Annotated in this window: 13 protein-coding genes; 3 read left to right on the top strand and 10 right to left on the bottom strand. The window is 62.2% G+C overall.

The annotated features are described in order from the left end of the window. Nucleotides 1–156 precede the first annotated feature (156 nt). Complete coding sequence (locus A3AY_RS0101245) at nucleotides 157–1,437, bottom strand: imelysin family protein (RefSeq protein ID WP_018323851.1); 1,281 nt, start codon at nucleotides 1,435–1,437, stop codon at nucleotides 157–159. Nucleotides 1,438–1,715: 278 nt separating this feature from the next. Here A3AY_RS0101245 and A3AY_RS0101240 point away from each other — a divergent pair, with 278 nt between their 5' ends. Then, nucleotides 1,716–2,219 (top strand): HPP family protein, encoded by a 504-nt coding sequence (locus A3AY_RS0101240; RefSeq protein WP_018323850.1) that lies wholly within the window; start codon nucleotides 1,716–1,718, stop codon nucleotides 2,217–2,219. A gap of 131 nt (nucleotides 2,220–2,350) precedes the next feature. Here A3AY_RS0101240 and A3AY_RS0101235 read toward each other — a convergent pair whose 3' ends face one another. The 5 genes from A3AY_RS0101235 to A3AY_RS0101215 form a co-directional block, all read right to left on the bottom strand. Further along, nucleotides 2,351–3,640, bottom strand: a complete 1,290-nt coding sequence (locus A3AY_RS0101235) for an RsmB/NOP family class I SAM-dependent RNA methyltransferase (protein ID WP_018323849.1) — start codon at nucleotides 3,638–3,640, stop codon at nucleotides 2,351–2,353. A gap of 187 nt (nucleotides 3,641–3,827) precedes the next feature. After that, nucleotides 3,828–4,196 (bottom strand): septal ring lytic transglycosylase RlpA family protein, encoded by a 369-nt coding sequence (locus A3AY_RS0101230; protein ID WP_026202995.1) that lies wholly within the window; start codon nucleotides 4,194–4,196, stop codon nucleotides 3,828–3,830. A 461-nt stretch (nucleotides 4,197–4,657) separates the two neighbouring features. Further along, nucleotides 4,658–5,530, bottom strand: a complete 873-nt coding sequence (locus tag A3AY_RS0101225; RefSeq protein WP_018323847.1) for an SDR family oxidoreductase — start codon at nucleotides 5,528–5,530, stop codon at nucleotides 4,658–4,660. Beyond that, entirely contained in the window at nucleotides 5,530–6,690 is a 1,161-nt protein-coding gene (gene queG / locus A3AY_RS0101220) for a tRNA epoxyqueuosine(34) reductase QueG (RefSeq protein WP_018323846.1), read from the bottom strand. Before queG ends, A3AY_RS0101225 begins: the two co-directional genes overlap by 1 nt. A gap of 65 nt (nucleotides 6,691–6,755) precedes the next feature. Next, nucleotides 6,756–7,448 (bottom strand): glutathione S-transferase family protein, encoded by a 693-nt coding sequence (locus A3AY_RS0101215; RefSeq protein ID WP_026202994.1) that lies wholly within the window; start codon nucleotides 7,446–7,448, stop codon nucleotides 6,756–6,758. A 172-nt stretch (nucleotides 7,449–7,620) separates the two neighbouring features. Between A3AY_RS0101215 and A3AY_RS0101210 the strand changes: the two genes are divergently transcribed. After that, nucleotides 7,621–8,427, top strand: coding sequence for an undecaprenyl-diphosphate phosphatase (locus tag A3AY_RS0101210; RefSeq protein WP_018323844.1), 807 nt, complete (start codon nucleotides 7,621–7,623; stop codon nucleotides 8,425–8,427). Nucleotides 8,428–8,525: 98 nt separating this feature from the next. Here A3AY_RS0101210 and A3AY_RS38540 read toward each other — a convergent pair whose 3' ends face one another. The 3 genes from A3AY_RS38540 to A3AY_RS0101195 form a co-directional block, all read right to left on the bottom strand. Continuing rightward, nucleotides 8,526–8,684, bottom strand: coding sequence for a hypothetical protein (locus A3AY_RS38540; RefSeq protein ID WP_018323843.1), 159 nt, complete (start codon nucleotides 8,682–8,684; stop codon nucleotides 8,526–8,528). 248 nt (nucleotides 8,685–8,932) lie between these two features. Beyond that, nucleotides 8,933–9,913: a complex I NDUFA9 subunit family protein gene (locus A3AY_RS0101200; RefSeq protein ID WP_018323842.1), complete on the bottom strand. Its 981-nt coding sequence runs from the start codon at nucleotides 9,911–9,913 to the stop codon at nucleotides 8,933–8,935. Nucleotides 9,914–10,034: 121 nt separating this feature from the next. Next, nucleotides 10,035–10,322, bottom strand: coding sequence for a DUF1330 domain-containing protein (locus A3AY_RS0101195; protein WP_018323841.1), 288 nt, complete (start codon nucleotides 10,320–10,322; stop codon nucleotides 10,035–10,037). A 134-nt stretch (nucleotides 10,323–10,456) separates the two neighbouring features. Here A3AY_RS0101195 and A3AY_RS34330 point away from each other — a divergent pair, with 134 nt between their 5' ends. Continuing rightward, complete coding sequence (locus A3AY_RS34330; protein ID WP_018323840.1) at nucleotides 10,457–11,530, top strand: NosD domain-containing protein; 1,074 nt, start codon at nucleotides 10,457–10,459, stop codon at nucleotides 11,528–11,530. Nucleotides 11,531–11,826: 296 nt separating this feature from the next. On the opposite strand, the gene pyrF is transcribed toward A3AY_RS34330, so the two are convergent. Next, on the bottom strand, nucleotides 11,827–12,519 hold the full coding sequence (gene pyrF / locus A3AY_RS0101185; protein ID WP_162709229.1) for an orotidine-5'-phosphate decarboxylase: 693 nt from the start codon (nucleotides 12,517–12,519) through the stop codon (nucleotides 11,827–11,829). Between the last annotated feature and the right edge of the window lie 71 nt (nucleotides 12,520–12,590).

Genomic DNA, 12,590 nt, shown 5'->3' with positions numbered 1-12,590 from the left:
GTACCCCACCTCAAACGCCGCACTCTCGCCAAAAACGGAAAAGCCGCCCGCCGCCAGCAGAAGCGCAGCGGCAGACGGCAAAATCACACGTCGGACGAGCCAAACAGGCATTCAAAAAAACCGGGCCGCGCGACACAAGCGGCGGCCCGCCTTTGCTTATTGGAAGACAGCGTTAGGATTATCCAGGCTGTCGGAACCTTCAAGCTCGATCGTGCCGAGATCCAGCGACGCAATGACGCGCTCGACCGTCTTTGCCTGGGCAACCAGACCATCGATGGCCGCCTGGACGACGGCGTTGCCCTCGGCGTTGCCTTCGGCGATCATCTGGTCATAGGCTTCGACCGTCTGGCCGCGCTTGGCCATGGCTTCCATCGCCGTGACGGTCGCTGCCAGCTTCTCCTTCATTTCCTTGTCGAGCGCCGGATCCTTGGCAGCGACGAGTTCGGAAAGCGACGGACCGGTCAGCTTCGTGCCGTCGGCCCTGGTGTATTCGCCGGTATAGGCGGACTGAATGCCGATCGCGTCGTGCAGATGCGAGTTGTAGGTGTTGTCGGAGAAGCAGTCGTGTTCCTCTTCCGGATCGTGCAGCAAAAGGCCGAGCTTCATCCGCTCGCCAGCCAGTTCGCCGTAGGAGAGCGAGCCCATGCCGGTGAGGATCGTGGCAACGCCGGCCTTGGCGTCACCTTCGACATTCTTGGTGGCAGCGCCATCCGGCGCCCAGTTGGCGACCATCTCCTTGAGGTCGGACACGAGCAGGTCGCTCGCAGCCTTCAGATAGGCGGCGCGGCGGTCGCAATTGCCGTTGGTGCAGGCCTTCGTGTCATAGTCGGTGTAGGCCCGGTTGCCCGCGCCTTTGCCGGTGCCGTTCAGGTCCTGGCCCCAGAGCAGGAATTCGATCGCATGATAGCCGGTCGCGACGTTCGCCTCGATGCCGCCTGCCTCCTGCAAGGTGCCGGAGAGCAATTCCGGCGTGATGTTGGTCGCATCCACGTCCTTGCCGTCGATCTTGATCGTCTTGTTGGCAATGACGTTGGCGGTGAACAGCGCGTTCTCGTCGCTTTCCGTGCCATAGCTCGGATCGACATAGTCGATCAGGCCTTCGTCGAGCGGCCAGGCGTTGACCTTGCCTTCCCACTCATCGACGATCGGGTTGCCGAAACGATAGACTTCGGTTTCCTGATAGGGATTGCGGGCAGCAAGCCAGGCCTCGCGGGCCGCCTTCAGCGTCGCCTCGCTCGGCGTCGCGATCAGCGCGTCGACCGCCTTGTCGAGCGCCTCGGCGGTCGAGAGCGCATCGGAATATTTGGCGTGCGCCACCTCGGCATAGTGCTTGACGACGGCGGCGGCGTCGGTCGCAGCCAGCGCCGGCTGCAGTGCAAGCATCGACGTTGCAGTTGCGAGCGCCAGCGCGGCGCCGCGAAGGAATGATGTGGTCATGATCTCTCCTGGCATTTTTCCGAATGAATTCGGTGTTCCCCGCCGCCCGCTGCCTCGGGTCGCGCAATCGGCGCGCAAGCGAGATAAGGACGTGGCTGTTCAACCCGGATTTCATGGACCAAAAGTAAACTTGTGTCAAAGCGTATAGTTTATAATGGTTTCAATCCGCCGCCGCCGCAAATCTGGCTGCATTGCGCTGCCGAAGAGCGCAATATTTAGGCATTTACTGATGAATTTTTCATCTGTATGGTCGCGCCGTCATCATTCGGTCCCCCTGCATGCGCCATCACATCAAGCACTTCGTCCGCCGGCACGAGCCTCGCGGCCACGCCCATCACCACGCCAAATCCGCGGCCGGTGCCATTACCGCCATGGTCGCGGTCGGCCTTCTGTCCGTCTATACCGGATTGCCGCTGCTGATTGCCCCCTTCGGGGCCAGCGCCGTGCTTCTGTTCGGCCAGCCGAAGAGCCCGCTGTCCCAGCCGGCAAACGTCATCGGCGGCTATCTGCTGGCCGCGGCGACCGGCAGCGTTGCGAGCTTTTTCTTTCCGGGCCTCTGGCTTGCGGGCGCGATTGCCGTCGGCGTCACGATCGGCCTGATGCTGGTGCTGCGCGTCACGCACCCGCCGGCCGGCGCCGTGCCGATTGTCGCGATCGCCTCGCATTTCGACCCGCCGGTGCTCTTCGAAGTAGTTTCGCTGGGAAGCGTGCTGCTCGTCACCATCGCCGTGCTGCATCACCTGATCCCGCCGCGCCAGCAATATCCGTTGCGGGTGGACTAGTCGCCGCCAGACCGAGCCTTGGTAGCGCGCTAAGCAGACTTTCGTTGGCAGGCCAACGTTTCGTCTGCTTAGGTGTTTGTTTTACAGCAGATTCTGGCCGGAAAACCGTTGGACACTTTTCCGGAACCTGCTTAGACCTTCCGGCCCATCAGGCAGAAGAAGAAACCGTCGGTATCGGTGGAGGCCGGCGTCAGCGTGACCGTCTTCATGTCGGCAGACCAGGGTTGCGGCTTGTCGGCGCCGAAGAGACCGGCCCAGGCATCGGCCCCGGAGAGGATCTCGAACTCCGGATTATCCTCGCAGAAATTGTAGACCTGGGCCTCGTTTTCCTCCGGCAGGACCGAGCAGGTGACATAGACGAGATGGCCGCCCGGGCGCACGAAGCGTGCGGCACCGGCAAGCGCCTCCTGCTGCTGCGACAGGCGCTCTTCGAGGTTCTTCTGCGTCAGCCGCCATTTCGTATCCGGGCGGCGGCGCCATGTGCCCGTGCCGGTGCAGGGCGCATCGACGAGCACCCGGTCGAACCTGCCGACAAGCGGCGCAAGGCCCTCTAATCGGTCGTGAACCTGGACGTTGCGCGTGCCGGCCCGTTTCAGGCGCTCGATGATCGGCGCCAGGCGCTTGCGGTCGGTATCATAGGCGTGCACCTGGCCCTTGTTGTTCATGGCCGCTGCCATGGCCAGCGTCTTGCCGCCGCCACCGGCGCAATAGTCGAGGATCTGATCGCCTTCCTGCGGCATCACGAGATCGGCGACGATCTGCGACCCCTCGTCCTGCACCTCGAACCAGCCCTTCTGGAAGGACAGCTCTGCCGTGACGTTGGGCAGGCGCGACGGCCCCTCGCCGGCTTGCACGCGGATGCCGTTGCGGGCGATCCCCGTCGGCTCGACGCCACAGCGCTCCAGCGCCTTCAAGACTTTTTCGCGCGAGGCCTTCAGGGTGTTGGCGCGCAGATCCAGAGCCGGACGCCCGGCCAGCGCCTTCGCCTCGGCAAGCCAGTCTTCGGAAAAATTCTCCTCGAAGGACGGCTGCACCCATTCCGGAATATCACCCTGCACATGGAGCGGCGCGTCTTCCAGCTTGCGGCTGGCGAAAGCCGTCTTCATCTCTTGCGTGAGTGGTTCGGGGGCAAACTTGTCGCCCTCCAGTTCCGAGGCCAGATGCTCCGGCGACACGCCCCACTGGCGAAACATGACCGCGTGACCGAGCGCCGTGGCGCTGTCGCTATCCATCAGCCAGGCGTGCGACAGTTTCATGCGCAAAGCGTCGTAGACGATGTTGCCGATCGCGGCGCGGTCGCCCGACCCGGCAAAACGATGCGCCAGCCCCCAGTCCTTGAGGGCATCGGCTACAGGGCGCTTGCGCGCCTCAATATCGGCGAGAACCTCTATGGCTCCGGCGAGCCTGCCACCCAGTCGCATCTTTCACACTCCATTTTCCGCCGTGGTAGCGGTGATGGCCGTCAAGAGCAAGCCGGGATGCGGCGGCAGGCGACGATTGCTGACCAGATGCGAGGTCGGTGGCCGATGCGGCAGGCAGAAGCGCCTTCGCCGATCATGCCGGATCAAACCCGACCGGAACAAGACCCGGACAGGCACGTTTTCGCCGTCAGCTGACGACGCGGTAACAGATGCTGGCGGTTCCCGAGCGGATCATGCCGATATGGGAGGCAGCGGCCTTGGAAAGGTCGAGCACGCGGCCGCGAATAAAGGGACCGCGATCGTTGATGCGGACGACAACTGTCTTGCCGTTGCGCTTGTTGGTGACGGCGACCTTGGTACCGAACTTGAGGTTTCGATGAGCGGCCGTCAGATATTTGGCGTTCATCCGTTCGCCGGACGCGGTGCGCGAGGAGAGCGCGTACCAGGATGCACCGCCGCAGCCAGTTCCTGCAGCGTGGCTTGGTGTTACCGATGTGAGAGTTGCCCCCAAGGCAAAAGTAGCTGCCAGTAAAGCAGACGCGCATTTCGTCTTCATCAAACAGACGACCCCTTCGTTTGAAATTTAGTTAAGTCTCACGAAAGATCCGCTTGTCGGGGGAAAAAATGGCGAAAAAGTGCTTCAACCTTTAACGTTGCATTAGGAAATATTGACAATCTACGAAAAATTAAAATTACAAAATTTTGAATTCTGTCACATCGCCCCGGAAATGCTTTGGAATCAGGCGTTAATCTGAAGATGCCGTTGCGGCGGCCTCCCAGCACCCGGCCGCATATAAAAAATGATTCAATTTTTTGAAAAGCGCCTTATTCGGCCAATCCGGAAGCTAGAAAACCGCAATATCCCTCTTAGGTTGCATATCGAATGAAGAGCAAATGCCGGCTTTCTTGCCGTTGCGACAGATTAAACCGGCAAAAAAACAGGAATATTTTCAGCATTCTATTCTTGGACTATCGAAGAAAAATCGTAGTCTTTCGAAATCATTTATACTTGGAAGATCATCCGCGCCATTGTCCGCCGGCCCATAATTCGGCTAGCGAAATCCGATAGTCGGGGAAGCGAAAGACGAAGCCGAGATCGCGCAGGCGTGCATTCGAAACCCGCTTGTTCTCGCCATAGAACGACCGCGCCATGGGAGACAATTCGGCCGTCTCGAAGGGGATTTCGGGCGGCGGGCTGACGCCCATCAGCCGCGCGGCCTCGGCCACGACATCCTGCGGCGGGGCGGGCTCGTCGTCGGTGACATTGAAGATGCCGCCGATCGATTTCTCAGCCAGGAAAAGGGCCGCGCCCGCGATATCCTCGACCCGGATGCGATTGAAAACCTGGTTGGGCTTGATGAGGCGGCGGGCCGTTCCGGCCTCGAGATTGCAGAACGCATTGCGGCCCGGGCCATAGATGCCCGACAAACGCAGCACCGCGACCGGGATATTGCTGTCCTGGCCGAAGGCAAGCCACGCTTTTTCCGCCGCGACACGCTCCACCGATCGGGCAGACACCGGCTCCAGCGACGTCTCCTCCGTTACCCAGGCGCCGCCGTGATCGCCATAGACGCCAACCGTCGAGAGATAGGCCGCCCATTGCAGGCTTGGCATCAGTCCGGCAAGCGAAGGGGTCTCAGGGCGCATCATCGGATCACCCTCACGGCCCGGCGCAATGGACTGGATCAGATGTGTCGTCCGCTTCATCGCGGCGGCGAGTTCCGGCGAGATCGTTGCACCGTCATAAACCAGCGCATCGACGCCAAGCGCACGAAGGCCCTCGAGCTTGTCCTGCGATCGCGTGGTTCCGGTAACCGATTGCGCCAAAGGCAAAAACGCCTTGGCAATGGCCGAGCCGGAGAAGCCGGCGCCCAGGATCAGAACATGCATCAGACAACTCCTGCCAGTTTCCATTCGACGAGAACCTCGACATCGGTCTCGTTCTGCCGTCTTGCCGCAAAATCGCTGAAATCGCCAGCCTTCATCAGTCGCGACAACGCCCAGACCGCCATGCCGCGCACCGGTGGCGACGCATCCTTCGACAGGGCCGTGCAGATATCGATGAGCGCGGCATCGCCGGAATTGCCGGCGGCGATCAGGCAGTTGCGCACGAAGCGGTCGCGACCGATGCGCTTGACCGGCGAGCCGGAAAAAAATGCGCGGAAGGAAGCATCGTCGAGCGTCAGCAGGAAGGACAAGGACGGCGCCCGCAGATCCTCCCGTGCCTTCAGCTTCATTTCGCAAGCACTGGCGGCGAACTTGTTCCAGGGGCAGGCGGCAAGACAGTCGTCGCAGCCATAGATGCGATTGCCGATCAAAGGCCGCAGGGCCGGATCGATCGTCCCCTTGTGCTCGATCGTCAGATAGGAAATGCAGCGGCGCGCGTCGATCTTATAGGGAGCAGGAAAGGCGTTGGTCGGGCAGGCATCGAGGCAGGCGCGGCAGGAGCCGCAATGATCCCGCTCCGGTTCGTCGATCATGAGGTCCGCCGTGGTGAAAAGGCTGCCGAGGAACAGCCAGGAGCCGAATTCGCGGCTGACGAGATTGGTGTGCTTGCCCTGCCAGCCGAGACCGGCCTGCTCGGCCAGCGGCTTCTCCATCACCGGGGCGGTATCGACGAACACCTTGACGTCCTCGCCAGCCCTTGCGGCAAAGCGCGTCGCCACTTCCTTGAGCTTGCCCTTGATGACGTCGTGATAGTCGCGGTTGCGCGCATAGACCGAAATGGCCCCGCATTCGGGCCGTTCAAGAAGCGAACGCGGATCCTCGTCCGGTCCGTAGTTCATGCCGAAGAGCACGACGGAGCGAACCTCGCCCCACAAGACGCGCGGATCGGCGCGCCGATCCGCCGTCTGCGCCATCCAGTCCATCGTGCCGTGATATCCGTGGTCAAGAAAATCGGCGAGGCGTTGCGGCGCCTGCGGAATAGCGTCCGGGCGCGTTACGCGGCAAACGTCGAAACCCTTGTCACGGGCCTCGTCCTTGAGGAAGCTGGTGAGCGTCCCGCGCCGCTTGTCGATTTTTTCTGCCGGGAGCGCATCGCCGGGCACGGGGCTCTCCTGTCGCTGGCGCATGATGTGACCGAAAACCGTTTCAAAGCTCCCGGCATCATGCCCTAAAAATCGAGATCGGCGTAGTGCGATACCGGGGTCACGCCGCGCACGCGCTCGGCAAGCAGCGGCCGGAAGGACGGCCGGGACTTCAGCCGCTGGTACCAGTCCTTCACGGGCGGCGCTTCCGACCAGTCGATCTCGCCGAGATAATCGAGCACGGAGATGGCAGCGGCGGCGGCAAGATCGGCATAGGACAGCCGGTCGCCGGCCAGATAGGTGCGCGACCCGGCAAGCCAGCCCAGATATTTCAGATGCTGGCGGATGTTCGAGCGCGAGGTGCGAAGCACCTTCGAATCCGGGGCGCCGCCGCCCTGGTCCGGCGTCATCTGCAGTTTGAAGATGCGTTCGCGCACCAGCGGGCGCGTCACATCGGCTTCCATCTTGTGCAGGAACCATTCCGCCAGCCGGCGGATTTCCGCGCGCTGGAATGGGTCTTCGGCCAGGAGCCGGCGGTCGCGCTTAAGGACGCCGTTGGTCTCGTCGAGATATTCTGAGATCACGGTCGCGCCACAGAGCGCCCGCATGCTGTCATCGACATAGACGGGCAGCGTTCCGGCAGGGTTGAGCGTCAGGAAATCACGCCGCCTCTCCCAGGGCTGCTCTTCGGCCAGTTCCGTCTGATAGCCGTATTCCGAGAGGATCAGCCGGACGAACCGGGAGGCGGTCGACATGGGATGGTGATAGAGAGTTGGCATTCGATACGGTTTCGTCGGTTCGATTGGGAGGATGTTTGCCGCGGCCGTTTGGTCTGGCCACGGCGCATTCTAAAAAGCTATAGGAACTTGCTGGCGCAAACACAAGCGAATCAGCCAGTACCCTTCGATGGTCCCAGACCTTAACCCCCAATGCTTCAGGGATACTTAATTCATGGCCGATCAGTCGATCATCAGCGCGCTTGTCCTCGGTTTTATCGAGGGCCTGACCGAATTCATTCCGGTATCTTCGACGGCCCACGTGCTGCTTGCCGGGCATTTCCTCGGCTTCAAATCGCCCGGAAACACCTTTGCCGTGCTCATCCAGCTCGGCGCCATCCTCGCAATCCTGCTCGTCTATTTCCAGCGGCTGCTGTCGATCGCGACAGCCCTGCCCTCGAGCTTCAAGGCGCGGCGGTTCGTCCTGTCGATCCTCCTCGCCTTCCTGCCCGCGGCTGTCATCGGCGCCATGGCGCATGGTTTCATCAAGAGCGTGCTTTTCGAAACACCGATGCTGATCTGCATCGTGCTGATCCTCGGCGGCATCGTTCTTTATGCGATCGACCGTTTGCCGCTGAAGCCGAAATATCGCGACGTCATGGACTATCCGCCGTCGCTCGCCCTGAAGATCGGGCTTTTCCAATGCCTGGCGATGATTCCCGGCACCTCCCGCTCGGGCGCGACCATTGCCGGCGCATTGCTGATGGGAACCGACAAGCGCTCCGCCGCCGAGTTCTCGTTCTTCCTCGCCATGCCCACCATGCTCGGCGCCTTCACGCTCGATCTCTACAAGAATCGCAACGCGCTGAACTTCGACGACGTATCGCTGATCGCCGTCGGCTTCATCGCCGCGTTCGTGGCGGCGCTGGTCGTCGTGCGCTCGCTGTTGAACTTCGTCTCCAGCCGCGGCTTCGCACCATTCGCCATCTGGCGGATCGTCATCGGCACGGCCGGCCTGATCGGCCTCTGGCTGGTCGGCTGAACGGCAATAAAAAACCGCATGCGCTCCCTTGCGGAAGTGCATGCGGTCCCCTGGCCCCCGCCATGAAACTGTGCCGCCTCGAAACGAGGCGGAAATTTTTATTCGGCGAGCTTGCCGATCGAGGCCGTGGTGCACGGGTCGACGCCATAGGCCGGCGCACAGCTGTGATTGCTGGCAACCGTCTTCGGCGCCGCGAAGGATCCAGCCAGAACGATAAGTGCCGCGCACGCAAAGAAAATTGCGATCGACTTGCCCATGAAAAATGTGCCTCTCAAGATGATATGTCGGCGCCGGTCGCTTCGGAAATGAAGGACCCGGCGCGGCTGTTGTCTATGCGCTGGAACAGCCCTTATCAATATCGATAGATGCTGAATCGACGGTAAAGACCAATCGCTTTTTCTAGTGCGGCAGAACTGCAACGCTTTGCTTTGAGGCGGTCAAAAAGAAGCCGCCGGAGGGGACCGGCGGCGCGATTGAAACCTGTTCATGGCAGGTCAGGGCGTGGTCAGGCGGCGCCGCCCGACCCCGTATACTGCCCCTGCGGACGGTAACGCACCATGTAGGATGGCAGGATCGCTTCGACCGACGTCGGCTCGATGCCGAAAGTCTGCAGCGTGCGGCCTTCGGCCTGCGCACTCTCGGAAACGACGTTGTCGCGCTTCAGCAGGATGACCTGATCGGGTGTGATCGGCGGCGCCACGAAGGGCACCAGCGAGGCAACGGACCCCATCAGCGACGCAAGGCCGAACGGAAGCGGCAGCAGCGTGCGCGTGCGTCCGATGGTCTTCAGCATGATCTCGAGACAGTTCTTGAAGGTCAAGACTTCCGGCCCGCCGAGTTCATAGATCCTGCCCTTGGCTACCTTGCCCTCGACGGCCCTGGCAACCGCTTCGGCGACATCCGCGACGTAGACCGGCTGGAATGCCGTCTTGCCGCCGCCGACCAGCGGCAGCACCGGCGAGAAGCGCGCCATTTCGGCGAACTTGTTGAAGAAACCGTCCTCGGGTCCGAAGATGATAGACGGGCGCAGAATGACCGCTTCGGGAACCGTCTCCAGGATCGCCTTTTCGGCCCGGCCCTTGGATTTCGCGTAGAGCGATTCGCCATTGGCATCGGCGCCGATGGCGGAAATATGGGTCAGGGTCGCACCGACACCGCGCGCCGCTTCGGCCACGGCGCGGGCGCCGAAATCCTGGACCGCGTCGAAGGTGTTGCGGCCGCTTTCAAACAGGATGCCAACGCAATTGACGACATGATCGGCGCCGTGAACCGCCGCATCGACCGAATTGCGGTAGCGCAGGTTGGCCTGAACCAGGGAAATCTGGCCGACATTGCCGAGCGGCTGCAGGAAACCGGCGAGATCCGGACGGCGGACCGCAACGCGGATGCGGAAACCGCGTTTTGCAAGCGCACGCACGACATGACGGCCGACAAATCCGGACCCGCCGAAAACGGTAACGAGCGGGGGGAGATTGGACAAAGTCATGACGGCGGCACTCCTGATCTTCAGCGTGGTCTGTGTGTGCTACATAACCCAATCATTGGGCGACGGGAAGGCGTATCACCAAGGCTTTTCTGCCGTTTTCCGCCGTGCTGCGCGCCGCCGCTCAGACGCCCTCGACGACCACCATTTCGGCACTCGCAACCTCCTGCCGGATTGCTGCCGCGATCTGGTATTCGGGCGAATTGTAGCAATCGATCGCCGCCTGCAGCGACGGGAACTCGATCACCACGTTGCGCGACCGGACATCGCCCTCCAGGCGCTGGAAAGCACCGCCGCGGGCGAGAAAAGTGGCGCCGTATTTTTCAAACGCCGGCTTTGCGGCCGCGACATAATCCTTGTAGCGCTCGGCATCGCGGACATCGACGCGTGCAATCCAGTATCCCTTGGCCATGACCGTCTCCCTATTTTCACCGCAACTCGTCCCTATTGCTTCCGTTTCTTTCCGCCAATTCACTTGACCGGTCAAGGCGGGCCGCTCGCTTTGTGGAACGGCACCTTCGAAGGCCGGACCCCGGGATGTCAGACATGATTTCATTCGGTAGAACCGCGGCCATGCTGGGTGTCACGACCGGCCTGTGCCTCTGGCTGGGAAACGCGCATCCCGCGCTGGCAAAGCCCGGCCAATGCGCACCAGACGTCTATGCCGCCGCAACGGCACCGGCAACGAAACAGGACCCGCAGGTCGATATCCATTGCGACTTGACGCTCGAGCCCACCGACATCGTCACCAAGCGCATCATCATCTCCGGTGCGTCGGCATCCGGCATGACACTCGATTGCCAGGGCGCGACGCTTGACGGTTCGCGCGGCACGGTCAACTTCGGCCGGCCGACGGTGCTTATCCGCTCCACGAATCGCAAGGGGGGCGACTGGAGCGTGCCCTCCGGCGTCACCGTGCGCAACTGCACTATCAAGGGTGCGTTGCGCCTCCAGGGACTGGGCACCAACGGTCAGGCAAAGGAGATGCGCCTGTCGTCCCTGAACGCCGATCATACGGCCCGCGCCCAGGCAGCGGCGCCATCCCGTATCGCGTTATCCGGGTTGACGATCGTGGCGGATGGCAGGGTTCCGCTCTATATCGGCCCCGGGGTGACCGGGGTGCGGCTGGAAAAATCCACCTTGGCCGGCAAGAGCGACGGACCGGCTCTCTATCTCGACGCGGAATCGGCACGAAACACGATCAGCGGCAACAGGTTTGCCGTCGCAAGCAAGCGTGAGCAGATCGCCATCGACGGCTCCGCCGAAAACGTGATTACCGCAAACCGTTTCGACGATCCGGCTGGCGGCGGCATTTTTCTCTATCGCAACTGCGGCGAGGGCGGAACGATCCGACACCAGAAGCCGCAGCACAACACGATTTCGGACAATACCTTCGCCTATCGGGCGGCTTTCCGGGCCAAGCCGGCCGTCTGGCTCAACTCGCGCAATGGCAGCCGCAGCTACTGCTTCCACGACCCCGCCCATCCCTTTGGCAGCAGCCTCAGTTCGCTGGATTTTGCGCAGTTCAACACGGTGACGGGCAACCGCCTGGTCGATGGTGCAGCGTCCCTCATTCGCAATTCCGACCCGAGCAACGTGGTTGCCGGCAACAGCCAATAAACCGGAGCATGTCACGCAAAGTGTGCAGCGGTTTTGCGCGAACGACGCAAAGACTTGAAGCACGACAAGCGAAGAGGGCGCATTTGCCCCTCACCCTAACCCTCTCCCCCCAGGCGGTCCCCAGGCGGGGAGAGGGGACGTGCCCGGCTTCATGACTGGTGATTGGCAATGCGGGTGCGGCAGGTCGCTCTCGCCGCTGTGGCGGGGAGAAGGTGCCCGGCAGGGCGGATGAGGGGCCACCCCGTCGATCAACGATTGTCGCGCAGGGTGGAATCCGGGCGATGGCGACGCGCCTTTTACAGCGCGCCACGCATTTCATCGAGAATGGCACGCGCCGCCGCGCGCGGATCGGCGGCCTTGACGATGGGGCGGGCGACGACGAGGTGGCTCGATCCGGCGGCAAGCGCATCGGCCGGGGTCATCACCCGCTTCTGGTCGCCCGGGTCGCTGCCGGCCGGACGAATGCCGGGCGTGACGATCGCCATGTCCGGCCCGACGATGTTGCGGACCGCAGACGCTTCCTCGGCCGAGCAGACGATGCCGCCCATGCCGGCTGCCCGCGCCTGCTCGGCGCGGCGAAGCACCAGGGCCTGAGGGTCGAGCTGATAGCCGGCCTCGATGACGTCCTGGGCATCCATCGAGGTCAGCACGGTGACGCCGAGCAGGCAGAGGTCGGAGCCGCGCGCCGCCTCGACGGCGGCCCTCATCGCCTTCGGATAGGCGTGCAGCGTCAGCATCGACATGCCCATCCTGACAATGTTCTCGACGCCCTTGGCGACCGTATTGTCGATATCGAGCAGCTTCATGTCGAGAAAGACCTTCTTGCCGTCAGCGGCAAGATCGCGGGCAAATTCGAGCCCGCCGGCAAAGGCCAGTTGATAGCCGATCTTGTAAAACAGCACGTCGTCGCCAAGCGCTTTGACGATTGTCTCGGCTTCGCCGATGGTGGGAAGATCAAGGCCGACGATCAGCCGGTCACGCGCGGTCACAGTCATTGTTGCCATCCTTGCCAGAGCTCAAACGGTTCCCAATCGCATGCGGGGCACGGCTCCGCAAGTGC

The sequence above is a fragment of the Rhizobium giardinii bv. giardinii H152 genome, assembly GCF_000379605.1.
Classification (GTDB): domain Bacteria; phylum Pseudomonadota; class Alphaproteobacteria; order Rhizobiales; family Rhizobiaceae; genus Pararhizobium; species Pararhizobium giardinii.
This window is presented reverse-complemented; position numbering and strand designations above follow the sequence as displayed.